The sequence below is a fragment of the Nocardioides maradonensis genome (genome assembly GCF_054777115.1).
In genome coordinates this window covers 19,078-40,882 of record NZ_BAAHAZ010000018.1, presented here as the reverse complement: position 1 = coordinate 40,882, position 21,805 = coordinate 19,078, and the positions used below count along the sequence as shown (strand labels likewise).

Here is a 21,805-nt window from a genome sequence, read left to right as displayed (position 1 = left end):
GTAGTTACGAGCTTGGCTGAAGGAGACCGCGGTGTACGCGATCGTGCGCGCTGGCGCGAAGCAGGAGAAGGTCGCTGTCGGCGACGTCATCGAGATCGACAAGGTCTCCACGGCGGTCGGCGAGACGGTGTCTCTGCCCGTGCTGATGACGGTCGACGGCGAGACCGTCACCACCACCGGCCTCGACAAGGCGTCGGTCACGGCTGAGGTCCTCGGTGCCACCAAGGGCCCCAAGATCATCATCCAGAAGTACAAGAACAAGACCGGCTACAAGAAGCGCCAGGGTCACCGCCAGAAGTACACCCAGGTCAAGATCACCGCGATCAACGCCTGATCAGCTGCGTAGACACAGAGGGAACTGAGCAATGGCACACAAGAAGGGTGCTGCGAGCACCAAGAACGGCCGCGACTCCAACGCGCAGCGCCTCGGCGTGAAGCGCTTCGGTGGCCAGCTGGTCAACGCCGGTGAGATCCTGGTCCGCCAGCGCGGCACCCACTTCCACCCGGGCTCCGGCGTGGGTCGTGGCGGCGACGACACCCTGTTCGCGCTCGTCGCGGGCAACGTGGAGTTCGGCCGCAAGCGCGGCCGCAAGGTCGTCAACATCGTGCCGGCCGGCGAGTGACGCCGGCTCACTGAGCTTCAACGGAAAGGGCGTCCGGTTCGGGCGCCCTTTCTTCATTTCCTACTGAAAGACTGATCCCATGGCCGTGCCCACCTTCGTCGATCGGGTGTCCCTGCACCTGGCTGCCGGCCGCGGCGGCAACGGGGTGGCCTCGGTCCACCGCGAGAAGTTCAAGCCGCTCGGTGGTCCCGACGGCGGCAACGGCGGGCCGGGCGGGTCGATCATCCTGCGCGTCGACCCCGACGTGACGACGCTGCTCGACTACCACCACAGCCCCAAGCGCAAGGCCGAGAACGGCGGCCACGGCGCCGGCTCGCACCGCAACGGCGCGCACGGCGCCGACCTCGTGCTGCCGGTCCCCGACGGCACGGTCGTCACCGACAGCAACGGCGAGCTCATCGCCGACCTGGTGGGCGCCGGCACCGAGCTGGTCGTCGCGGAGGGTGGCCGGGGTGGCCTCGGCAACGCATCGCTCGCGTCCAAGACCCGCAAGGCACCGGGCTTCGCGCTGCTCGGCGAACCCGGCGACGAGCTGGAGGTGTTCCTCGAGCTCAAGGTCGTGGCGGACGTCGGGCTGGTGGGCTTCCCGAGCGCCGGCAAGTCCAGCCTGATCGCCGCGATCTCCCGCGCACGGCCGAAGATCGCGGACTACCCGTTCACGACCCTGGTCCCGAACCTGGGTGTCGTCACGGCCGGCGACACGACGTTCACCGTCGCCGACGTACCGGGCCTGATCGAGGGCGCCGCCGAGGGCCGTGGTCTCGGCCACGACTTCCTGCGGCACATCGAGCGCTGTGCCGCCCTCGTGCACGTCCTCGACACCGCCACGCTGGAGCCGGGCCGCAACCCGATCGACGACCTCGACGTGATCGAGGACGAGCTGCGTCGGTACGGCGGCCTCGAGGACCGCCCGCGCCTGGTGGCCCTCAACAAGGTCGACGTGCCCGACGGCCGCGACATCTCGAGCATGGTCCTGGAGGAGCTGCGCGACCGCGGCCTCCGCGTCTTCGAGATCTCCGCGATGAGCGGTGAGGGCACCCGCGAGCTGATCTTCGCCATGGCCGAGATCGTGGCCGCGGCTCGGGCCGAGCGCGCCGCCGAGGTCGCCGAGCGGATCATCCTGCGGCCCAAGGCCGTCGACGGCGACGAGTTCACGGTCACGAAGACCGGTGCGGGCTGGCGCGTCCGCGGCCGCAAGCCGGAGCGCTGGGTGCGGCAGACCGACTTCAGCAACGACGAGGCCGTCGGCTACCTGGCCGACCGGCTCAACCGGCTCGGGGTCGAGGACAGGCTCATGAAGCTCGGTGCGGAGCCCGGCGACGCGGTGCTCATCGGGCACCTGGACGACTCGGTCGTCTTCGACTTCAACCCGGGCATCGACGCCGGTGCCGAGAACCTCGCCCGCCGCGGCGAGGACCACCGGTTCGCCGAGGACCGGCCGGCCGCCCAGCGGCGTCGCGAGATCCAGGAGCAGATGCCGGAGCGCGGCGAGAGCGAGACGCGCGCCGACGTGGCCCGCCGCATCGACCGTCCCGACGAGTACGGCCCGATGGCCTACGAGATCGGCTCCGCGGACGACCCGGACGCGGACTGGCTCGAGTCCGACCCGGGTGACGGTCATGACGACTGACCTGCGGTCTGCCGTCACCGGTGCGACGCGGGTCGTCGTCAAGGTCGGCTCGTCGTCGCTGACGACCGCCGCCGGCGGCATCGATCCGGACCGGGTGAGTGCGCTGGTCGACGTGCTGGCGCAGGCGCGGGAGCGCGGCACCGAGGTCGTGCTGGTGTCGTCCGGTGCGATCGCGGCCGGGCTCGCGCCGCTCGGCTTGCGGCGCCGGCCCAAGGGGCTCGCCGACCAGCAGGCGGCCGCGGCGGTGGGGCAGGGGCTCCTCGTCCACCGCTACACCGAGGAGCTCGCGCGCCACGGCATCACCGCAGGGCAGGTGCTGCTCACCGTCGACGACGTGAGCCGGCGCGCGCACTACCGCAACGCCCAGCAGACCATCACCAAGATGCTCGAGCTCGGCGTGCTCCCCATCGCGAACGAGAACGACACCGTCGCCACCCACGAGATCCGGTTCGGTGACAACGACCGGCTCGCGGCACTCGTGGCCCACCTCGCGCACGCGGACCTCCTGGTGCTGCTCTCCGACGTCGACGGCCTGTACGACGGTCCGCCGAGCCGGCCGGGCACGCGGCTGATCCCCGAGGTCCGCGGCCAGCGCGACCTCGACGCGGTGACGATCGGCAGCGCCGGCGCCGCGGGTGTCGGGACCGGTGGCATGACCACGAAGGTGGAGGCAGCCGCCATCGCGACCAGCTCCGGCATCCCGGTGGTGCTCACCTCGGCAGCCCTGGCCGGTGCCGCGCTGGCGGGGGAGCAGGTCGGCACGCTGTTCCACCCGACCGGCAAGCGGCGCCCGAGCCGGCTGCTGTGGCTGCGCCACGCCTCCGACGCGAAGGGCACCCTGGTGCTCGACGCCGGTGCCGTGCGGGCGGTCGTCGAACGACGCGCGTCGCTGCTGGCGGCGGGCGTCACCCAGGTCGACGGCGATTTCACCGCGGGAGACCCGGTCGAGATCGTGGGCCCCGACGGTGTGACCGTCGCCCGGGGCCTGGTCAACTTCGACTCCACGGAGCTCGCCGCGCGGCTCGGGGCCCAGGGCATCCGCGAGGTCGTCCACCGCGACGCCCTCGTGCTGCTCTGAGCGGTCGGCCGTACGCTGGACGCTGACATGACAGCCCGCACCGTCTACCTGGACCACGCCGCCACCACGCCCATGGTGGACGCGGCGATCGAGGCGATGACCGCGCACCTGCGCGACGTCGGCAACGCGAGCTCGCTGCACGCGTCCGGGCGGCGCGCCCGCCGCGTCGTCGAGGAGTCGCGCGAGACCCTGGCCCGCGCGCTCGGCTGCCGGCCCGGCGAGGTCGTGTTCACCTCCGGCGGCACCGAGGCCGACAACCTCGCCGTGAAGGGCCTGTACTGGGCGCGCCACGCGGCCGACCCGGCTCGCGTGCGGGTCCTCTCGACGTCGGTCGAGCACCACGCCGTGCTCGACTCGCTGGAGTGGCTCGAGGAGCACGAGGGCGCCACGGCCGAGCTGCTGCCCGTCGACGCGGCCGGTCGTCTCGACCTCGACGCGCTGCGCGCCACCGTCGAGCGGGACCCCGCCTCGGTGGCACTGATCAGCGTCATGTGGGCGAACAACGAGGTCGGCACGCTGCAGCCGGTCAGCGACGTGGTCGCCATCGCGGCGGCACACGGCATCCCGGTCCACACCGACGCCGTGCAGGCGGTCGGCGTGGTGCCGGTGGACTTCGCGGCCTCGGGCGTCGACGCCCTGTCGTTGACCGGTCACAAGCTCGGCGGCCCGCAGGGGGTCGGCGCGCTCGTCGTACGCCGGGAGGCGCAGCTCACCGCGCTGCTGCACGGCGGCGGCCAGGAGCGCGAGATCCGCAGCGGCACCCTCAACGCGCCCGCGGTGGCGGGCTTCGCGGCGGCCGTGGCGGCCGCGGTCGAGCAGCAGCCGGAGTACGCCGAGCGGCTCGCCGCCCTGCGCGCCCGGCTCGTCGAGGGCGTCCTCGCGGCTGTGCCGGACGCCGAGGTCAACGGGGGCGACGGCCTGCCCGGGAACGCCCACTTCTCCTTCCCGGGCTGCGAGGGCGACTCGCTGCTGATGCTGCTCGACGCCCAGGGCATCGAGTGCTCGACGGGGTCGGCCTGCTCCGCCGGCGTACCCCAGCCGTCGCACGTGCTGCTCGCGATGGGTCGCGACAGCGCGACCGCCCGCAGCTCGCTGCGCTTCAGCCTCGGCCGCACCACCACCGAGGCCGACGTGGACGCGGTCGTCGCCGCGATCGGCGGGTGCGTCCAGCGCGCCCGCGCCGCCCGCGCATGAGGGTCGTCGCCGCGATGTCCGGCGGGGTGGACTCCGCCGTGGCGGCCGCCCGCGCCGTCGAGGCGGGCCACGACGTCACCGGCATCCACCTGGCGCTCTCGCGCAACCCGAAGAGCTACCGCACCGGCGCCCGCGGCTGCTGCACGATCGAGGACAGCAACGACGCGCGGCGCGCCGCCGACGTCATCGGGATCCCGTTCTACGTCTGGGACCTGTCCGACCGGTTCCACGCCGACGTGGTCGAGAACTTCATGGAAACCTACGCCGCCGGGCAGACCCCCAATCCCTGCCTGCGCTGCAACGAGAAGATCAAGTTCGAGGCCGTCCTCGACCGGGCGCTCGCGCTGGGCTTCGACGCGGTGGCGACCGGCCACTACGCGCGGCTCGAGCACACCGCCGATGGCGGCATCGAGCTGCACCGTGCGGTCGACCACGGCAAGGACCAGAGCTACGTGCTCGGGGTGCTCGACGAGCGCCAGCTGCGCCACTCCCTGTTCCCGCTCGGCGACACCGCCAAGCCGGCCGTCCGCGAGGAGGCCGCTCGGCGCGGCTTGCTCGTCGCCGACAAGCCGGACAGCCACGACATCTGCTTCGTCGCCGACGGCGACAACGCCGGCTGGCTGCGCGAGAAGCTGGCCGACCGCGACCCGTCGCTGCCCTCGCTGGTGCCCGGCCCGATCGTGGACGAGGCGGGGGAGGTCGTCGGCGACCACGAGGGGACCTTCGGGTTCACCATCGGCCAGCGCCGCGGCCTGCGGTTGGGGCGGCCCGCCGCCGACGGGCGTCCGCGCTACGTGCTCGACATCGAGCCGGTCACCGCGACCGTCACGGTGGGCCCGCACGAGCACCTGGCCATCACCGGGCTGAGCGGTGTCGACCCCCGCTGGTGCGGCGCCTGCCTGCCGGCAGGCAGGCGGCTCGCGGGGGAGTCGGTGACCGTCCAGCTCCGTGCCCACGGTGCCGAGCACCGGGCCACGGTCGTCGTGACCGAGACGGGTCTCGAGGTCGAGCTGCTGGACCCGGCGTACGGCGTCGCGGCCGGCCAGGCCGTCGTCGTGTACGACGGGAGCCGGGTGGTCGGGTCCGCCACGATCTCGGCCACGCGGCGGGTCGGCGCGTGAGGGCGACCGGCGTCGGCTCGTTCCCGGGCGAGGACCAGCGCGACTTCGACGAGGCGCTGCGGATCGTGCTCGGGGAGCTTGCCGACCAGCTGCCGTTCCTGCCCGAGGTGCCCGGTCGCGGAACCCCCGCCGGCATGATCGGCCGCACGGTCGGCCTGCTCGGGGAGCTCGACGCCGACCTGCAGCCCAACGGCTGGCGGCTGACCGGCACCTCCGGCGCACCGGCCCTCGACCAGCGGCGGGCGCGCAGCCTGCTCGCCCAGGACCTGGACACGCTCGAGGAGCAGGCCGCCGGTCTCACCGGCGACGTCAAGGTCCAGGTCGTCGGTCCCTGGACGCTCGCGGCCACGGTCGAGCGGCCCCGCGGCGACAAGGTCCTCGCCGACCACGGCGCCCGCCGCGAGCTGGCGCAGGCGCTGGCCGTCGCGGTGGAGGAGCACCTCGCCGACGTACGACGACGCCTGCCGGACGCCGCTCGCATCGTGCTCCAGCTCGACGAGCCCGCGCTGCCGGCGGTGCTGGGCGCCCGCATCCCGACCGCGTCGGGGTTCGGCAAGCACCGGGCGATCCATCCGCCCGAGGCCAGCGAGGCACTGGGCTGGGTGATCGCGGCCGGGGGCGCCGACGTGTGGGTGCACTGCTGCGCGCCCGCTGCGCCCATCGGGCTGCTCCGCGGTGCCGGCGCCACCGGGGTGATGGTCGACCTCGCCCAGCTGGACGCCGACGGCCGCGACGCGCTCGCGGAGACGATGGAGTCCGGCGGCACGGTCGTGCTGGGCGCCGTACCCACGTCCACACCGCTGCCCACGGACAAGCAGGTCGTCGATTCGGTGCTGCGCTGGCTCGACATGCTCGGTCTCGACCCGGACGTGGTCGGGGACCAGCTGCTGCTCAGCCCCGCGTGCGGTCTGGCCGGTGCCGACATGGCAACGGCCCGGACCGCCCTCGAGAGGGTGGTCCGGGCCGCTCGTCAGTGACGCGGGGTCGTGAGGGCCTCAGCCCACGTGCACGCCCTCGGGGCCGTCGGTGGCGAGCTCGGTGTGCTTGACGTTGAGGAACGCCCAGATCACCGCGGAGGCCGCGACCATCAGCGCGGCGGCCACGACGAACGCGTGCAGCGCGCCGTCGGGGAAGCTGCCCTGGAACAGCGCCGCGTCGAGGAACGAGATGTGGGTGCCGGGCACCGTGCCGGACGGGTTGACCCCGGCCTTGGTGAGGCCGGCCGCGACCGGACCGGAGAGGTCCGCCCTGGTCGCGTTCGAGAAATGCAGCGCGACGGTGCTCAGGGCGGCGACGCCGATGGCGCCTCCCACCTGCTGCATCGTGTTGAGCACGCCCGAGCCGATGCCCGAGTCGGCCGCCTCGATGTGGTGCATGGCGGTCTGCATGAGCGGCACGAACACCAGGCCCATGCCCATCGACATCACGACGATCCACGGGAACACGTGGCCCCAGTAGCTGATGTCGTTGCCGATCGGCTGACCGCTGCCCATGGCGTGCAGCACGTCCGAGGCGGAGTTGTGGACCGGGATCCGCGAGTACATGAACAGCGCCACGGCGGCGAGCAGCGTGCCGGTGCCGGCGATGAATCGCGGGTCGATCCGGCTCACCAGGTTGGACGAGATGCCCGCGCCGATGACGATGCCGAAGGAGAACGGCAGGAACGCGAAGCCGGCGTGCAGCGAGCTGTAGCCCATGATCTGCTGGATGAACTGGCTCAGGTAGAAGAACATCGCCATCATCGCCGCGGGCGCGATCATCATCGCGACGAAGCTGGTCGCCCGGGTGCGGTTCGCGAAGATGCGGATCGGCAGCAGCGGGTGCTCGACCCGCGTCTCGATGGTGACGAACGCGGCGAGCAGCGCGATGCCGGCGGCAAGCGAGGTCAGCGTCTGCCAGTTGCCCCAGCCGTAGGCCGCCTCGCCGGCGCGCGAGAGGCCGAAGACGATGCTGAGCAGGCCCAGGGTGCCGGTGATGGCGCCAGGGACGTCCAGCTCGCCGGCGTGCGTCTCGGACTCCTTGAGCACGCGTGGGGCGAGGGCGGCGGCGGCCAGGCCGATCGGGACGTTGATGAGGAAGGTCATCCGCCAGCCGTGCACGTCCAGGCCGAAGGCCGAGTGGAGGCCGGTGAGCCAGCCGCCGAGGATCAGGCCGATGGCGGCACCGACGCCGGACATGGTGGCGTACGCCGCCATGGCGCGGCTGCGCTGCGGACCGGCCGGGAAGGTGGTCGTGATGAGCGCGAGGGCTGCCGGAGCGGCGAGCGCGGCACCGACACCCTGGAGGGCACGCGAGCCGATCAGCATGGCCTCGTTCTGGGCGAGGCCGCCGAGCAGGGAGGCGATCGCGAAGGTCGCGAGGCCGGACATGAAGAGGCGGCGGCGGCCGTAGAGGTCACCGAGGCGGCCACCCAGCAGGAGCAGCCCGCCGAAGGCCAGCGCGTAGCCGGTCACGATCCAGGTCAGGTTGGCCTCGGTGATGTTGAGGTCGGTGCCGATGTAGGGGAGCGCGATGTTGGCGATGGTGCCGTCGAGCACCACCATCAGCTGCGCGGTGAGGATCAGGACGAGGGCCAGCCCGCCGTGCGGGACGGCCGGAGCCTCTGCCTCGGCAGAGGTGGTCGTGACCCCTGCCGGGTCGAGGGATTCGACGTTGGTCATTGCATTCCTTGGGTGTGAGGAGGGTGGAGGGGTCAGCCGTTCGTGGCGGCCGGGAGGATGACCTGGTCGATGACACGCGCGATCAGGTCCTGGTTCGGGGCCTCGCCCAGCAGGAACATCCGGTGCAGGACGATCCCGGGGAGAGCGGCGGCGACGAGGTCGATGTCGATGTCGTCGCGGATCTCGCCGCGTGCCGCGGCACGCCGGTAGATCTCGCGGCCGACCTCGAGCTTGGGGCCGATGAACTTCTCGCGGAACGCCGCCGCGAAGTCGGCGTCGCGGCCGGTCGCGGTGATGACCGCGCCGAGCATCGCCGTCTGGTTGTGGTCGGTGAGACCGCCGGGAGCGCAGAACGTGGCGAGCAGGTCGCCGCGCAGGCTGCCGGTGTCGGCGGGAGCGACGAGCGGCTCCTTGTGCTGGACCAGCGCGTCGATGACGAGGGCAGCCTTGCTGCTCCACCGCCGATAGAGCGTGGCCTTCGACGCCTTCGCCTTCGAGGCGACGGCGTCCATGGTCAGGCGGTCGTAGCCGACGTCGACCAGGATCGCGAGCGCGGCGTCGAAGATCTCCTGCTCGCGGTCGCCCTCGACCCGGGGACGGGCCTGCGCGATGAGCTTGCGGGGGGACACGGTGGCCTCCTTCCCTGATCGTCGAACAGATGAAACGGTACGGTTTCGTTTCAAACGATGGTACGGACCCGTTTCATTCCTGGCAAGTCGGAATTCCTTGCTCTTCCTCGCCGTGAGGCGGCTGCCGCGGTGTCGGCGCGGGACGGCAAGATGGGGCCCATGAGTGCGGACGAGGTCGGGAGCGTCGGAGAGGCGGAGCGCGAGCACGCCCGTCTGGTGGCGGAGATCGAGGCGGCGTCCGACGCCTACTACCGCGACGGCAGCTCGCCCCTCACCGACGCCGAGTACGACGCTCTCCTCACCGACCTCCGCGCGGTCGAGGAGCAGTTCCCGGCGCTGATCACCCCGGACAGCCCCACGCAGCGGGTGATGGGCAAGGCGTACACCGACTTCACGGCGTACGACCACCTCCAGCGGATGGAGTCGCTCGACAACGCGTTCAGCTCCGAGGAGCTCGAGGCCTGGTTCGACCGGGTCCTCCGCGAGACCGGCCGGACGCCGGCGCTGCTGTGCGAGCTCAAGGTCGACGGCCTCGCCATCAACCTGCTCTACACCGACGGGGTGCTGACCCGTGCGCTCACCCGCGGCGACGGCACGACCGGCGAGGACGTCACACCCAACGTCGAGACGATCGCCGCGGTGCCGCGGCGGCTGACCGGCACGCAGGAGTTCCCGGTCCCGGCGCTGGTCGAGGTGCGCGGCGAGGTCTACCTGCCGACCGCGACCTTCGAGCGGATCAACGTGGAGCAGCTCGCCGCCGGCAAGCCGCTCTACGCCAACGCCCGCAACACCGCGGCCGGCTCCCTGCGGCAGAAGGACCCGCGGGTCACCGCGTCACGCAACCTCACCATGGTCTGCCACGGCATCGGTGCGCGCGACGGCTTCGAGCCCACCGCCCAGTCGCAGGCGTACGCCGCCCTCGCCGCGTGGGGCCTGCCCGTCTCCGAGAAGGTGAAGGTGCTCGGCAGCGTCGCGGAGGTGCGCGACTACATCGACTACTGGGGCGAGCACCGGCACGACACCGCCGTGCTCGACCACGAGATCGACGGCGTCGTGGTCAAGGTCGACGACGTCGCGACCCAGCGCTCGCTGGGCAGCACGTCGCGTGCGCCGCGCTGGGCGATCGCGTACAAGTACCCGCCCGAGGAGGTCCACGCCAAGCTGCTGGACATCCAGGTCAACACCGGCCGCACCGGCCGGGTGACCCCGTTCGGCGTGATGGAGCCGACCAAGGTCGCCGGGTCTACCGTCGAGATGGCGACCCTGCACAACTTCTACGAAGTGGCCCGCAAGGACGTGCGGCCCGGTGACACCGTCATCCTGCGCAAGGCGGGCGACGTGATCCCGGAGATCCTCGGGCCGGTGCTGGCGCTGCGGCCCGAGGGGCTGCCGGCGTGGGTGCCGCCCACGACCTGCCCGGCCTGCGGCACCGAGCTGGTGGAGCAGAAGGCCGGCGACAAGGACCGGCGCTGCCCCAACCACCGCGACTGCGAGGCGCAGGTCGTCGAGCGGATCAACCACGTGGCCGGCCGCGGCGCCTTCGACATCGAGGGCCTCGGCTGGGAGGCCGCCATCGCGCTGCACCAGTCCGGCGCGGTCGCCAACGAGGGCGACGTCTTCGACCTGACGCCCGAGAAGCTGCTGGCCACGCCGCTGTTCACCCGCGCCGCGAAGAAGGCCGAGCGGGAGGCGGGCGCCGGCGAGCGGGTCCTGACCGCCAACGCGGAGAAGCTGCTGGCCAACCTCGAGAGCAGCAAGGACGCACCGCTCTGGCGGGTCCTGGTCGGCCTCTCCATCCGGCACTGCGGCCCGAGCGCGGCGCGTGCGCTCGCGGCGCGGTTCGGCTCGATGGACGCGATCCGCGCGGCCACGCCGGCCGAGCTCGCCGACACCGAGGGCGTGGGGTCGGTGATCGGCGAGGCCGTCACCGAGTGGTTCGGCGTCGACTGGCACGTGGAGATCGTCGACAAGTGGGCCGCCGCCGGAGTACGCATGGCCGACGAGCGCGACGAGTCGATCGAGCAGACCCTCGAGGGGCTCACGATCGTCGTGACCGGCGGCCTGCAGGGCTTCACCCGCGACTCGGTGAAGGAGGCCATCATCACCCGCGGCGGCAAGGCCGCGGGCTCGGTGTCGAAGAAGACCGACTTCGTGGTGGTGGGGGAGAACGCCGGTTCCAAGGCGGCCAAGGCCGAGGAGCTCGGGCTGCGGATCCTGGACGAGGCGGCGTTCGTCGTCCTGCTCGAGAAAGGGCCGGACGCCGTGGCCTGAGGCCACGACGTCCGGAGGTCGAGTGGTCGTCAGCGGGTGACGGTCACCTTGAGGAAGCTGCCGGCGTAGCCGCGCGCCTGCGGGATCGCCACCAGCGTCGTACCGCGCCGGAAGGTGAAGGTGAACAGCCCGGTGGAGCTGACCTTGCGGACCCCCACGGTCGTCAGGACGCCGTCCACCCAACGCTTCATCGTGACGTGCAGGCCCGCGATGCTCGCGGCCGGAGCGATCCTGCGGGTATCGGTGCAGCCGGTGGTCGTGCAGTGCTTGCTGACCAGGGTCGTGACCCGGACCGGGACCCCCCAGCCGAAGGCGTAGGAGTCGGTGAAGGTGTCGCCCGCGGGCTCGGGGCTGGTGGCGCCGGTGAAGTGGGCGCGGAACAGCATCTGGCCCGGCAGGAAGGCCTTGCCGGAGATGCCCGCCGCGGCGACCGTGGTCATGCCGGTGCTGACGTCGACCGACGTGACGACCGTCCACGGTCCGTCGATGCCCGCGCTGCGCTCGATGGCCAGGGTGCCGGCGTCGACGGTGGTCGGCGCGACGCCTCCGGAGCAGGTGCCCAGCGACACCGTGCTGGAAACGGTGATCGAGGCGCCGTACTTCACGACCTCGGTGATCGTCCCGTTGTTCGGCGCGGTCTTGCCGTTGATCGTGAGCGTCGAGGTCGTCGAGCAGGACGCGCCGGTGGCGTGCGCCGGGCCGGCGACCGCGACCGCGGTGCCGGTCGCGGCGGCAGTGAGGGCGAGCGCAACAGCGGTGCTGCGCAGGCGGCGGAGCGAAGGAACGGTCATCGAGGGTCTCCCCAGGGTCGAGATGCGGTCAGGAGCCGGCACCGGTTCCGGGGAACGCCCGATCGCAGCCTGTGGAGGGATGCCGTCGCCATGATGACCCCAGACGCGGGGTCTTCGCGGCGGAACGGCCAGAGTTTGTCCGTCGGGCGCACGGCCCGTGAGACGACGGAGCCCCGGGTAGGTCCTACCCGGGGCTCCGCTCGTCGAAAGGTGTGGTCAGTAGCGCGTGACGCGGAACTTCACGTACGACGCGATGAGGCCGCGCGCGGTGGGCAGCTGCATCTTGTAGGTGCCGACCCCGAAGGTGACGATGACGTGCCCGGTCGAGCTCACCCGGATCGCCTTGACCCGCTTCCAGCCGGTGGCGGTCTTCTTGAAGAAGACCGCGTTGAGGCCGCTGATGCTCGCCGTGGGCGCGATCTTCCAGTTGTAGCGGACGGCGCGCCGCACCGACTTCCACGTGTAGGAGGTCTTGCGGTACACGCCCACCAGGATCGTGGAGGAGGTGCTGCTGCTGTAGGTGTCGCCGTAGGTCGGGTCGGTGCCGCCGGTGTACACCGCGCGGAACCCGGCCACCTTCGGCGCCACGTTGGTGCCGGAGATGTAGGCGTAGCCCGCGGTGGAACCGGTGGAGACCGTGCTCCAGTGGACGTTGTCGTAGCTGCGCTGGATCTGCAGGGTCCCGTAGAGCGGGGTCGTCGGGTTGTACGAGCCGCCGGTGCAGTTGGCGGCGACCTGCGCGGTGACGTCGACGTAGTCGCCGTACCGGACCACCTGGGTGGTCGTCTTGCTGTTGACCGTGATCGTGGCGACCGGCGTGCAGGTCGACGAGGTGCGCGCGGAGGCGGGGCCGGCCATGCCCACGGCGGTACTGGCCGCCGCGGCCGTCAGGGTCAGGGCGACCATGGCGCGGCGAAGGCGCACAGAAGTTCGGATCATGCGTGTCTCTCCCCAGAAGTCAGTGGACTGTCGAGGGAGTTGTATCCCCTGCGGCGATCGGCAAACACTGGACTAGACCACCGATCGCGGAGGCGATCGAGGCGGCCTGGGCACGGATCTCCGGAACCGCCGTGGATTCCCAGAGCTCGCCCCGTCGCAGGGCGCCCAGGACCCAGATCGGGGCGTCGCCGAGCCGGCCGTCCGCGGTGCGCACGCCCATCCCCGCGGTGGCGACGCAGGCGAGGGCGCCGTCGGGGCGCGGGCGCAGCAGGTCGTCGAGGAGCGGATTCCCGAGGGTCCGTACGTCGGGCCGCGGGCCGGTGCAGTTGACCACCCAGCCGTCGGTGCCGACCGCGGAGGCTTCGCCGGCCTCGATCGTGAGCTGCCCGGTCTCCTGCAGCAGCGCCAGGGTGGCCGCCGAGGTGGGCGGGATCCGGTGGCGTACGCCGTTCCAGCGAGCCGCGTCGCGGACCAGGAACGCCGCGCGGTCGGACTCGTCGAGTCGGCCCCAGAGCTCGCTGATCCGGTGCCGCAGCCCGTCGACCCCGGGCCGCCAGTCGCCGTAGGTCCGTCGAGCCGCGGCGACGTGGGCGTGCGCGTGCTCGCGGATCACGGCGAGGCTGCGGCCCCACCCGGTGATGTCGGGCAGCTCGGGGGTGACCGGACGGTCGGCGTGGCGGGCGGGGAGCCGACCGCTGCGCGAGATCGCCCGCAGCCGGCGACCGGTCGGGGCGAGGGTGAGGGCGACGTCGACCATCGTGAGACCGGTGCCGACGAGCAGCACGTCGCCGTCGCCCCGGCGTACCTCCTCCAGCGCGCCGGGCGCCCAGGGATCCGCGACGAACCGGGGAGACGCGACGAGCGCTGCCGGTGCCCAGTCGACGCCCGCTGCCGGCAACCCGGTGGCCACGACGACCGCGTCGGCGGCCAGCCCGCGGGGGTCCCCGATCCGGACCACCGCGCCCTGCCCGTCGCGATCGATCCCGGTGGCCAGGGCGCGCAGGTGCTCGACGTCGACGCCGGACGCCGCGATCGCTCGCTCCAGCGTGGATGCCAGGTAGTCGCCGAAGCGCCCGCGGGGGAGGAAGGAGTACGGCGGGGTCGGGCCGTGCGTCCCCCGGTGCCACTCCACGAAGTGCGTGGGGTCGTCGGGGTACGCGCTCATCCGCGAGGCGGGGATGTTGAGCAGGTGTCGCTCGTCGGCCGTCCCGAAGGCCGCACCCCGCGCCCACCTCTCCGCGGGGTCGACCAGCGTGACGGAGAGCGGACCGGGCACCTGCTCGACCAGGTGCAGGGCGGTCAGCGCACCGGCCGGTCCGGCGCCGATGACGACGATCCTCATGCGGGTCCCCGTCCTGCCAGGATCCGCCGTGCGTAGCCCCGCACGTCGGCGTCGACGTCCTTGGTCGCGGTCTCCAACCCGTCCCGTACGTCGGCGCGGTCGGTGAACCCGCGCAGCGCGATCACCGCCGCCTTGCGCACGTCGAGGTGGTCGTCGCCGAGGGCGGTGAGCAGGTGCGGCGCAGCCAGGTCGGGTGCGGCGCCGGCGAGTCCGCGGGCGGCACCGGTGCGCACCTGCCAGGCCGGGTCGGCGATGCCGTCGGCCGCGGCCGCCGCGAGGGCGGGATCGCTGACGCCGGCCGCCGCCTCGAGGGCGGCGGCCCGCACCAGCAGGTCCGCGTCGGCGGCGAGGGCGAGCAGCGTGGTGGCGCTCGCGGGTGACGCGAGACGGCCGAGCCCGTGGGCCACGGCCACGCGGACCTCGCGCGACCCGTCGGCCGCGGCGACCGCGACGCCGGCCGCGTCGTCCTGGTTGACCAGGCCGCGCACGGCCTGCAGCCGGACGCCCGCGTCGACGTCCTCGAGGGCGCCGCGGAACAGCGCGCTGTCGCCCAGGTCCAGCGCCCGCAGCACGTCGAGCACCGCGGCACGGACGACCGGGTCGGGTCCGGCGAGCGCGGGTGCGAGCGCATCGGCGAGGGCCGGCTCGGCCGGCAGCACCTCGACCAGCTCGCGCAGGGCGACCGCCGCCGCCCGGCGTACCTCCTCGGCGGGGTCGGTGGCCGCGGTCGCGAGCAGCACGCCGGTGTCGGCCGGGACGACCTCGGTCACCGTCGCGATGGCGGTACGCCGTACCTCGGGGTCCTCGTCGGCGAGGAACGGCTCGAGCTCCGCTCCGGTGGGCCCCGACTCGGCGAGCGCGAGCAGCTCCAGGATCCGTGGCGACCGAGACCCTCGGGTCGTCATGGTGGGGCCTGCCTGGGGCCCGGTGTGGGCATGACGACTCGTGGGGTCCAGGCTGGCGATGACCCCGACCTCGACCGGCGCGGGGACCTCGATCTCCGGGACGTCGACCAGGTAGTCGGCCACCGGACGGCGGACGAACTCCATGCCGCCGTCGGCCCGCTGCCGGACGTTGAGGTGGAAGAACCAGTTGTCGTCGTCGCGCTGGGGGATGTCCGCGCGGTCGTGGTAGAGCCCCCAGCGGCTCTCCTCGCGCACCAGCGACGCCCGCGCGGCGAGCTCGGCGCAGTCGCGGATGAAGGAGACCTCCGCGCAGCGCATCAGCTCGTGCGGCGTGCGCGCGCCCATCTCGGCCAGGTCCGCCTCCATCCGGGTGAACGACTCGATCGCGATCTCCAGCTTGTGCGCGGTCTTCGGGGGAGCGACGTAGTCGTTGACGAAGCGGCGCAGCTTGTACTCGACCTGCGGCTGGGGCGGCCCGTCCGGGTTGCGCAGCGGCCGGTAGATCAGCGCGTGGGCGTCGGCGATCTGGTCCTCGGGCAGCGCCGCGGGCAGCACGCCGTGGGACGCCGCGTGCGAGCCGGCGAGGTCGCCGAACACGAACGCGCCGATCATGTAGTTGTGCGGCACGCAGGCCAGGTCGCCGGCGGCGTACAGGCCGGGGACGGTGGTCTCGGCGTTCTCGTCCACCCACACGCCCGAGGAGGAGTGCCCGCCGCACAGGCCGATCTCGGAGATGTGCATCTCGATGTCGCGTGTGCGGTAGTCGTGGCCACGGCCCTCGTGGAAGGTGCCGCGGGTCGGGCGCTCGGTGTGGTGCAGGATCCCCTCGATCGTGGAGATCGTCTCGTCCGGCAAGTGGCTGAGCTTGAGGTAGATCGGGCCGCGCGCCGAGTCGATCTCGCGCTTGACCTCCTCCATCATCTGCCCCGACCAGTAGTCGGAGTCGACGAAGCGCTTGCCCTCGGCGTTGACCTGGTAGCCGCCGAAGGGGTTGGCGACGTACGCGCACGCGGGACCGTTGTAGTCCTTGATCAGCGGGTTGATCTGGAAGCACTCGATGCCGCTCAGCTCCGCGCCGGCGTGGTAGGCCATCGCGTAGCCGTCGCCGGCGTTGGTGGGGTTCTCGTAGGTGCCGTAGAGGTAGCCGCTGGCCGGCAGACCGAGCCGGCCGCAGGCACCTGTCGCGAGCACGACGGCGCCCGCGGAGACCGTGACGAGCTCGCCGGAGCGGGTGTCGAAGCCGACCGCGCCGGCAGCGCGACCGTCGACGGTGAGCACGCGCACCGGCATCACCCGGTTCTCGATCTGGAGCAGGTCGCGGATGTGGCGCTGGCGCATCACCCGGTAGAGGACCTTCTTGACGTCCTTGCCCTCGGGCATCGGCAGCACGTACTTGCCGGAGCGGTGGACCTGGCGCACGGCGTACTCGTTGTGCTCGTCCTTCTCGAACTTCACGCCGTACTTCTCCAGGCGCTGCACCATGGCGAAGCCGCGGCTCGCGGTCTGCCAGATCGTGCGCTGGTTGACGATGCCGTCGTTGGCGCGGGTGATCTCGGCGACGTAGTCCTCGGGCGTCGCCTTGCCCGGGATGACGGCGTTGTTGACGCCGTCCATGCCCATGGCGAGCGAGCCGGAGTGCCGCACGTGCGCCTTCTCCAGGAGCACGACGCGGGCTCCCGCCTCGGCGGCCGTGATGGCGGCCATCGTGCCGGCGGTGCCGCCACCGATGACCAGGACGTCGCAGTCGATCTCGCGACGCTCGGTGACCGGGGGAGCGGTGAAGGCGGTCATGCGCTTGTCCTCTCGAGCACGGGAGCCAGGGAGTGGGTGGTGGCGAGGTTCGCCAGGATCTCGGCCCGTACGCCGGGCCCGGGCGGGTTCGCGGGGTCGCGTGGGTGCTCCACGGTGTGCTCGGAGACGATGCCGTGCTGGCCGAGCACGACGACCCGGTCGCCGAGGGTCAGCGCCTCGTCGACGTCGTGGGTCACGAACACGACCGTGCAGCCGGACGCCTGCCAGGCCTCGATGAGCAGCCGCTGCATGGAGGCGCGGGTCTGCGCGTCGAGCGCGCCGAACGGCTCGTCCATGCAGATGACCGCGGGCCGTGCGGCCAGGGCGCGGGCGAGCTGCACGCGCTGGCGCATGCCGCCGGAGAGCTGGCCGGGGAGCCGGTCGGCGAACCGGGTCAGGCCGACCCGTTCCAGCCACTCCGCGGCCCGGCGCCGGCGCTCGGCGCGCGGGACGCCCTGCACGGCGAGCGCGAGCTCGACGTTGCGGCGCGCGCTGCGCCAGGGGAGCAGGGCGTCCTCCTGGAAGACGAGCGCGCGGTCGGCACCGGGCCCGGTGATCCGGTCGGTGCCGGCGCGCAGGGTGCCGTCGATCGGCGGCACCAGACCGGAGATCGCCCGCAGCAGGGTGGACTTCCCGCACCCGGAGTGGCCCAGCACGACGAGGATCTCGCCGGCCCGGACGCTGAGGTCGAGGCCGGAGACGATCCGCTCGCCGGCGTACCCCAGCGAGACGGAGTCGACGGTGACGGAGGCGGCAGTGGTGGCGTTCGTGGCGCTCATCGGGCGCTCCTCTGCTCGGACGAGAGCCAGCGGGTCAGCCGTCGGCCGATCAGCTCGACGCAGCTGGAGGTGATCCAGCCGATGGCGCCGATGGACAACATGCCGACCAGCACGTGCGGGTAGTCGACGATCGTGTACGCCTGCCAGGTGCGGTAGCCCAGGCCGAAGTCGCCGGAGATCATCTCGGCAGAGATCACGCAGATCCACGCGACGCCCATGCCGACCGAGAGGCCGCTGAAGATGCCGGGCACGATGCCCGGGAGGACCACCGACCACAGCACCCGCAGCCGTGAGGCGCCCATGGTCAGCAGGGCGTCCTCCCACACGACCGGCAGCGCGCGGACCGCGTGCCGGGTGCTCACCAGGATCGGGAAGAACGCGGCGGTGGCGGTGATGAAGACGATGCCCTGCTCGCTGGTGGGGAACAGCAGGATCGCGACCGGCACCAGCGCGATGGCCGGGATCGGGCGGGCGATCTCGAGCAACGGCTGGAGGAGGTCGCTCGCCCATTCCGAGCGGGCCAGCACGATGCCGAGCGTCACGCCGAGCAGGGAGGCGATCGCGAAGCCGGACAGGATCCGGACCAGGCTCTGCAGCACGTCCTCGTAGTAGAGGCTCGTGCCGAGCTGTGCGCGGAACGCGTCGAGCACGTCGACCGGACCCGGGAGCCGGTTGAAGCGCAGCCAGAGGACGACGTGGTTCGCGGTGAGCAGCTGCCAGATCCCGATCGCCGCGGCGACCGAGGCGATCCGCACCGCCCAGCGGCGCAGGTGGGGACGGCGCTGCTGCGCGGCCGGCACGGGTACGCCGGCGGCCAGGTCGAGCGCGACCTCCGGTGCGTCGAGGAGGGCGCTCATCAGGAGGCCTTCACCGCGTCGGCGTACGTGGTCGGGGTGGTGCCGGCGTGCGCCTTCGCGTAGGTGTCGGCCGACTCCTGGGTCGCGAACGGCAGGAAGTCCTTGCCCCTCCTCAGCCAGACCATGTGGTCCGCGAACCAGCGGGTGCCGGTCAGCGTGTCGTCGACGTACGACGCCCGGATCGTCCCGCCCCGGGCCTGGATCTGCGCGATGTTCCTCAGCAGGCAGTCGGCGTCGGCGACCGGTCGCGGCTCGGCCTCACCCTGGACCCACACCTCGCCGGCCGTCGCCTGGTCGGCGGGCGTGGCCGTGATCGTGGTGTGGCAGGCCCGGTCGGTGCCGGTGATCGCGGCCGGGTTGCTCGTGCGCGCCGCCTCCTTGGCGTACGCCGATCCGACCGCCTTCTTGATGAGGGCCGGGTTCACGAAGCTGTCCACGTCGACCGGGTCGGTGAGCACGCCGATCGACCTCAGGAACGGAACGTCGTGCTTCAGTGCGGCGACCTGCGCGGGCTTGATCGTCGGGTCGAAGGTGGAGATGCCGTCGCGGCCGTTGTAGAGGTAGACGACCTCGGGCGGCAGGCCGGTGGCCGCGGCGACCTTCTCGGCGGCCTCGACGGGGTGCTCGTGCAGGTACGTCGTCGCCTGGATCTGCGCCTGCAGGAACGCGTTGACGACATCGGGGTGGTCCTTCGCGTAGGCGTTGCGGACGACCGTGCCGTGCAGCGTGGGCAGGTCGAGCTCGCCGCCGTCGTACACGAGGCGTGCGTTGTCACGGAACGTCAGCACGCCGGGCCACGCCACGAACTGGGCGACCGCGTCGACCGAGCCGGCCTGCAGTGCGGACGCACCCACCGGCGGGTCCTGGTTCTCGACGGTCACCCCGGTGGTGGGGTCGATGCCGAGCCGGGTGAGCGCCTGGATGAGGGTGCCGTGGCCGGCCGAGCCGACGCTGGCGGAGATCTTCCTGCCCTGGAGGTCGGCGAGCGTCCTCGCGGGGGAGTCAGGGCCGACCACGACGCCGTTGAGCGCGCCCTTGGCGTTGTAGCCGGTCACCGAGAGCAGCGAGTCGCCGTCGGCACCGGTGCCGGCCCGCGAGCCGTTGATGAGCAGCGGGTAGTCGCCCATCGAGCCGATGTCGATCTTGCCCGCGAGCATCTGGGCGGTGATCGGGGCGCCGGTGTCGTAGTCCTGCCACTCGACCTTGATGTTCGGGTCGATCTGCTTCAGGTCGGCCTCGAAGTAGCCGAGCTCACGCAGCAGGGTGCCGGCGGTGACGGTGTTGATCGTCTTGGACTGGTAGCCGATCACGACCACGTCCGCGTTGGACGACGCGCCGGCCACCGAGCAGGCGCTCAGGGCGGTGGTGAGCAGACCGGTGGCGAGCAGGCCGGTGAGCAACGGGATGGTGCGCTTCACGGGTGACTCCTTGGTGAGGATGAGGCGCGTCAGCGCAGGAGGTAGGGGATGTTGACGGTGACGGCGCCCGTGGGGCACCGGTCGGCGCAGGGGCCGCAGTACCAGCACTCGTCGACGTGCATGTAGGCCTTGTTGGTCTCCGGGTCGATGGCCAGCGCGTCGAGCGGGCAGACCTGGACGCAGAGGTTGCAACCCTCGATGCACAGCGACTGGTCGACCGAGACCGGCACCTGAGCGCGGAAGTCGACGAGGGGGATCTGGGCGCTGCCGTCGGAGCAGCTCGACTTGGTCATGGGGTCTCCCGGGGTTGGCGGCTCGTCGAGCCGTGCAGGGTGAGTCGGTCGCCGCGGAACCGGATGAACTCGAAGTCGACCGGGCGGCCGTCCTCGAGGTGGGTGAGCCGCTCGACCATGAGCAGCGCGGCATGACGGGGTACGTCGAGGACGGCCGCGCTGTGCGGGTCCGCGGACACGGCCTCGACCACGAGGTCGGCGTGGCCGAGCCGCTGTCCGGACACCTCCTCGAGGAGCGCGAAGACGTCGTTGTTCGCCAGGTCGCGGCCGAGCAGCTGGTGGCCGACGTCGGGCGACAGGTAGGTCAGGTCCAGGCTGAGGGGTACGCCGTCGAGCCGCCGCAGCCGCTCGATGAAGACGACCTCGTCGTCGGCGCCCAGGCGGAGGTGGTCGCGCACGGCGGCCGGGGGCCGGACCACGCTGAGCGCGCGGACCTCGTTGAGGATCGTGCCGCGACCGTGGAAGACCTCGCCCAGGCCCTGGAGCCGCTCCAGCCCGTGGCTGTGCTTGTGGGCCACGACCGTGGTGCCGACGCCGGGGCAGCGCTCGACGAGCCCCTCGGCCCGGAGCAGGGCCAGCGCTTCGCGGACGGTGTTGCGGGTGGCGCCGTACTCCTCGACCAGCTCGGCCTCGGAGGGGAGGGCGGTCGCGAAGTGCCCGGCGAGCACCTGCCGCCGGAGCACGTCGGCGACCTGGCGGGCGCGGTCGGCGCGGGGTCGAACGGGATCCATGCGCTAAACGCTACTAAGTCAATAGACATTAGTGAAAGCGCTGCCGATTGCGCCACCGGATTTTCTTCTCAGTGGCCGCTGACCTGCGCAGATGCGTTCTCGACGAGGAGTTCCGCCACCCGCGTGTCTCGCGGAACGAGATCAGAGGCGCGGGACGTCCGTCGCCAGCAGCCGGGTGCCGGCGACGTAGTAGTCGACGATCCGCGCGCGGGGGACGTGCCGGTTGCGCATCCACCAGCGACCGAGCTCCTCGCCCGCGCCCGAGACCATGTGGGCCATCGCGGTCACCTGTTCCTCGGGGAGGTCGGGGCGCAGCGCGGCGGCCACCGCGGCGATCCCGCGGATGGTCTCCAGCCGCATGTCGTAGAGCTTCTCGGCCATCGGCCCGGCGAAGCCCGAGGTGGACCCGAAGACGAACAGCCAGCGCCGGGGGTCGGCCTCCAGCATGCCGAAGTAGACGTCGGCCAGCTCGCGGATGGTCTCCTCGAGCTCGGTGCCGGCGAGCGCGGTGCGGACGGCCGCGTCGAACTCGTCGCGCACCCGCTGCTGGCAGGCCAGGTAGACGCCCTCCTTCGAGCCGAAGTGCTCGTAGACCACCGGGCGGCTGACGCCGGCGGCCCGGCACAGGTCCTCGATGGAGAAGCCGTCGTAGCCCTCGGCGAGGAACAGCTCCTCGGCGTGGTCGAGCAGCTGGCGCACCCGCACCTCGCGCGGGACGCGGCCCTTCTTGAACCCCTCGACGGTCGTCATCGG

Annotated in this window: 20 protein-coding genes; 8 read left to right on the top strand and 12 right to left on the bottom strand. The window is 72.2% G+C overall.

Annotation, left to right across the window (positions count from 1 at the left end; all coding sequences use genetic code 11):
• Positions 1 to 31: 31 nt before the first annotated feature.
• The 7 genes from rplU to ACYVAQ_RS18970 all read left to right on the top strand — a co-directional run bounded on the left by rplU (position 32) and on the right by ACYVAQ_RS18970 (position 6,623).
• Entirely contained in the window at positions 32 to 334 is a 303-nt protein-coding gene (rplU, locus tag ACYVAQ_RS19000; protein WP_460792041.1) for a 50S ribosomal protein L21, read from the top strand.
• Between the two features lie 31 nt (positions 335 to 365).
• The gene (rpmA, locus tag ACYVAQ_RS18995) at positions 366 to 623 is read left to right on the top strand and encodes a 50S ribosomal protein L27 (protein WP_460792040.1); all 258 of its coding nucleotides are present in this window, start codon (positions 366 to 368) and stop codon (positions 621 to 623) included.
• 79 nt (positions 624 to 702) lie between these two features.
• A complete protein-coding gene (gene obgE / locus ACYVAQ_RS18990) occupies positions 703 to 2,253 on the top strand; it encodes a GTPase ObgE (RefSeq protein ID WP_460792039.1) in 1,551 nt (516 codons plus the stop codon).
• Positions 2,243 to 3,331, top strand: coding sequence for a glutamate 5-kinase (gene proB / locus ACYVAQ_RS18985; RefSeq protein ID WP_460792037.1), 1,089 nt, complete (start codon positions 2,243 to 2,245; stop codon positions 3,329 to 3,331). The genes obgE and proB overlap by 11 nt, the downstream gene beginning before the upstream one ends.
• Positions 3,332 to 3,358: 27 nt before the next feature.
• Complete coding sequence (locus ACYVAQ_RS18980) at positions 3,359 to 4,525, top strand: cysteine desulfurase family protein (RefSeq protein ID WP_460792036.1); 1,167 nt, start codon at positions 3,359 to 3,361, stop codon at positions 4,523 to 4,525.
• Positions 4,522 to 5,646, top strand: coding sequence for a tRNA 2-thiouridine(34) synthase MnmA (mnmA, locus tag ACYVAQ_RS18975; protein ID WP_460792035.1), 1,125 nt, complete (start codon positions 4,522 to 4,524; stop codon positions 5,644 to 5,646). Before ACYVAQ_RS18980 ends, mnmA begins: the two co-directional genes overlap by 4 nt.
• Positions 5,643 to 6,623 (top strand): uroporphyrinogen decarboxylase/cobalamine-independent methonine synthase family protein, encoded by a 981-nt coding sequence (locus tag ACYVAQ_RS18970; RefSeq protein WP_460792034.1) that lies wholly within the window; start codon positions 5,643 to 5,645, stop codon positions 6,621 to 6,623. Before mnmA ends, ACYVAQ_RS18970 begins: the two co-directional genes overlap by 4 nt.
• Positions 6,624 to 6,641: 18 nt before the next feature.
• On the opposite strand, the gene ACYVAQ_RS18965 is transcribed toward ACYVAQ_RS18970, so the two are convergent.
• Both ACYVAQ_RS18965 and ACYVAQ_RS18960 read right to left on the bottom strand, forming a co-directional pair.
• On the bottom strand, positions 6,642 to 8,306 hold the full coding sequence (locus tag ACYVAQ_RS18965) for an MFS transporter (protein ID WP_460792033.1): 1,665 nt from the start codon (positions 8,304 to 8,306) through the stop codon (positions 6,642 to 6,644).
• 32 nt (positions 8,307 to 8,338) lie between these two features.
• Positions 8,339 to 8,935, bottom strand: coding sequence for a TetR/AcrR family transcriptional regulator (locus ACYVAQ_RS18960; protein ID WP_460792032.1), 597 nt, complete (start codon positions 8,933 to 8,935; stop codon positions 8,339 to 8,341).
• A 159-nt stretch (positions 8,936 to 9,094) separates the two neighbouring features.
• On the opposite strand from ACYVAQ_RS18960, the gene ligA reads away from it, so the two are divergent.
• Positions 9,095 to 11,206: an NAD-dependent DNA ligase LigA gene (ligA, locus tag ACYVAQ_RS18955; protein WP_460792031.1), complete on the top strand. Its 2,112-nt coding sequence runs from the start codon at positions 9,095 to 9,097 to the stop codon at positions 11,204 to 11,206.
• 29 nt (positions 11,207 to 11,235) lie between these two features.
• Here ligA and ACYVAQ_RS18950 read toward each other — a convergent pair whose 3' ends face one another.
• From ACYVAQ_RS18950 to ACYVAQ_RS18905, 10 genes are all read right to left on the bottom strand, one after another.
• Positions 11,236 to 11,997 (bottom strand): hypothetical protein, encoded by a 762-nt coding sequence (locus tag ACYVAQ_RS18950; RefSeq protein WP_460792030.1) that lies wholly within the window; start codon positions 11,995 to 11,997, stop codon positions 11,236 to 11,238.
• A 216-nt stretch (positions 11,998 to 12,213) separates the two neighbouring features.
• Complete coding sequence (locus ACYVAQ_RS18945) at positions 12,214 to 12,936, bottom strand: hypothetical protein (protein ID WP_460792028.1); 723 nt, start codon at positions 12,934 to 12,936, stop codon at positions 12,214 to 12,216.
• Positions 12,937 to 12,955: 19 nt separating this feature from the next.
• Complete coding sequence (locus ACYVAQ_RS18940) at positions 12,956 to 14,278, bottom strand: FAD/NAD(P)-binding protein (protein ID WP_460792027.1); 1,323 nt, start codon at positions 14,276 to 14,278, stop codon at positions 12,956 to 12,958.
• On the bottom strand, positions 14,275 to 16,974 hold the full coding sequence (locus ACYVAQ_RS18935; RefSeq protein ID WP_460792026.1) for a fumarate reductase/succinate dehydrogenase flavoprotein subunit: 2,700 nt from the start codon (positions 16,972 to 16,974) through the stop codon (positions 14,275 to 14,277). The genes ACYVAQ_RS18940 and ACYVAQ_RS18935 overlap by 4 nt, the downstream gene beginning before the upstream one ends.
• Positions 16,971 to 17,753 (bottom strand): ABC transporter ATP-binding protein, encoded by a 783-nt coding sequence (locus ACYVAQ_RS18930; protein ID WP_460792025.1) that lies wholly within the window; start codon positions 17,751 to 17,753, stop codon positions 16,971 to 16,973. The genes ACYVAQ_RS18935 and ACYVAQ_RS18930 overlap by 4 nt, the downstream gene beginning before the upstream one ends.
• Positions 17,750 to 18,610 carry an ABC transporter permease gene (locus ACYVAQ_RS18925; protein WP_460792024.1) on the bottom strand — a complete coding sequence of 287 codons (861 nt, stop codon included), beginning with the start codon at positions 18,608 to 18,610 and terminating at the stop codon, positions 17,750 to 17,752. Before ACYVAQ_RS18925 ends, ACYVAQ_RS18930 begins: the two co-directional genes overlap by 4 nt.
• Positions 18,610 to 20,028: an ABC transporter substrate-binding protein gene (locus ACYVAQ_RS18920; protein WP_460792023.1), complete on the bottom strand. Its 1,419-nt coding sequence runs from the start codon at positions 20,026 to 20,028 to the stop codon at positions 18,610 to 18,612. The genes ACYVAQ_RS18925 and ACYVAQ_RS18920 overlap by 1 nt, the downstream gene beginning before the upstream one ends.
• Before the next feature lie 29 nt (positions 20,029 to 20,057).
• The gene (locus tag ACYVAQ_RS18915) at positions 20,058 to 20,321 is read right to left on the bottom strand and encodes a 4Fe-4S dicluster domain-containing protein (RefSeq protein WP_460792022.1); all 264 of its coding nucleotides are present in this window, start codon (positions 20,319 to 20,321) and stop codon (positions 20,058 to 20,060) included.
• Entirely contained in the window at positions 20,318 to 21,052 is a 735-nt protein-coding gene (locus tag ACYVAQ_RS18910) for a GntR family transcriptional regulator (RefSeq protein WP_460792021.1), read from the bottom strand. The genes ACYVAQ_RS18915 and ACYVAQ_RS18910 overlap by 4 nt, the downstream gene beginning before the upstream one ends.
• Positions 21,053 to 21,193: 141 nt before the next feature.
• Entirely contained in the window at positions 21,194 to 21,802 is a 609-nt protein-coding gene (locus ACYVAQ_RS18905) for a TetR/AcrR family transcriptional regulator (protein ID WP_460792020.1), read from the bottom strand.
• Between the last annotated feature and the right edge of the window lie 3 nt (positions 21,803 to 21,805).

Excerpts from the sequence above, each read along its gene's own strand:
- ligA (WP_460792031.1), top strand. The coding sequence starts at position 9,095 with ATGAGTGCGGACGAGGTCGGGAGCGTCGGAGAGGCGGAGCGCGAGCAC.
- ACYVAQ_RS18940 (WP_460792027.1), bottom strand. The coding sequence starts at position 14,278 with ATGAGGATCGTCGTCATCGGCGCCGGACCGGCCGGTGCGCTGACCGCC.
- ACYVAQ_RS18930 (WP_460792025.1), bottom strand. The coding sequence starts at position 17,753 with ATGAGCGCCACGAACGCCACCACTGCCGCCTCCGTCACCGTCGACTCC.
- mnmA (WP_460792035.1), top strand. The coding sequence starts at position 4,522 with ATGAGGGTCGTCGCCGCGATGTCCGGCGGGGTGGACTCCGCCGTGGCG.
- ACYVAQ_RS18910 (WP_460792021.1), bottom strand. The coding sequence starts at position 21,052 with ATGGATCCCGTTCGACCCCGCGCCGACCGCGCCCGCCAGGTCGCCGAC.
- ACYVAQ_RS18905 (WP_460792020.1), bottom strand. The coding sequence starts at position 21,802 with ATGACGACCGTCGAGGGGTTCAAGAAGGGCCGCGTCCCGCGCGAGGTG.
- ACYVAQ_RS18980 (WP_460792036.1), top strand. The coding sequence starts at position 3,359 with ATGACAGCCCGCACCGTCTACCTGGACCACGCCGCCACCACGCCCATG.
- proB (WP_460792037.1), top strand. The coding sequence starts at position 2,243 with ATGACGACTGACCTGCGGTCTGCCGTCACCGGTGCGACGCGGGTCGTC.
- ACYVAQ_RS18935 (WP_460792026.1), bottom strand. The coding sequence starts at position 16,974 with ATGACCGCCTTCACCGCTCCCCCGGTCACCGAGCGTCGCGAGATCGAC.
- ACYVAQ_RS18950 (WP_460792030.1), bottom strand. The coding sequence starts at position 11,997 with ATGACCGTTCCTTCGCTCCGCCGCCTGCGCAGCACCGCTGTTGCGCTC.
- rpmA (WP_460792040.1), top strand. The coding sequence starts at position 366 with ATGGCACACAAGAAGGGTGCTGCGAGCACCAAGAACGGCCGCGACTCC.
- ACYVAQ_RS18965 (WP_460792033.1), bottom strand. The coding sequence starts at position 8,306 with ATGACCAACGTCGAATCCCTCGACCCGGCAGGGGTCACGACCACCTCT.
- ACYVAQ_RS18915 (WP_460792022.1), bottom strand. The coding sequence starts at position 20,321 with ATGACCAAGTCGAGCTGCTCCGACGGCAGCGCCCAGATCCCCCTCGTC.
- obgE (WP_460792039.1), top strand. The coding sequence starts at position 703 with ATGGCCGTGCCCACCTTCGTCGATCGGGTGTCCCTGCACCTGGCTGCC.
- ACYVAQ_RS18925 (WP_460792024.1), bottom strand. The coding sequence starts at position 18,610 with ATGAGCGCCCTCCTCGACGCACCGGAGGTCGCGCTCGACCTGGCCGCC.
- ACYVAQ_RS18945 (WP_460792028.1), bottom strand. The coding sequence starts at position 12,936 with ATGATCCGAACTTCTGTGCGCCTTCGCCGCGCCATGGTCGCCCTGACC.